Genomic DNA, 514 nt, shown 5'->3' on the forward strand with positions numbered 1-514 from the left:
TTAAATTATTACAAAAAATGATTGAAAAAATTAAAAAAATTGATAAAAAAATTGTTTTTCATTTAGTTAACCAATTCAATCAAACTCTTAATTTAACCACCATTTTACAAACAATTAAAATTAAACGCAGTACCTATTATTATTGGTTAAAAGTTAAAACAAAACACCAAGAAAAACAGGCAAAATATCTTTTACAACAAAAACGCATCCAAGCTTTATGTAAAATGAATGAATATTTCTTTGGTCATCGTAAAATCACTCATTTATACCAAAACATATTTAATGAATTCATCACTAAGAAAAAAGTTTATCTCATTATGAAAGCAAATGACATTTATTGTCGTCTCAGAATCCAAAAAAATAAATATCATTATCGTTCTTTAAAGGATAATTTAAACATAGTCCCTAATTTAATTAACCAAGATTTTAAAAGCGCTGCGCCAATGCAAAAACTATTTACCGACATCACTTATTTTAAAACTCCCCAAGGATTTTTATATTTTTCTTGTATTAT

The 514-nt window shown here is 24.1% G+C and carries 1 pseudogene; it reads left to right on the top strand.

Annotated features, from left to right (window positions below):
- A pseudogene (locus RI68_RS02880) lies at window positions 1-514 on the top strand (IS3 family transposase); the annotation flags it as partial.

The sequence above is a fragment of the Vaccinium witches'-broom phytoplasma str. VAC genome (assembly GCF_000309405.1).
Taxonomy (GTDB): Bacteria; Bacillota_I; Bacilli_A; order Acholeplasmatales; family Acholeplasmataceae; genus Phytoplasma.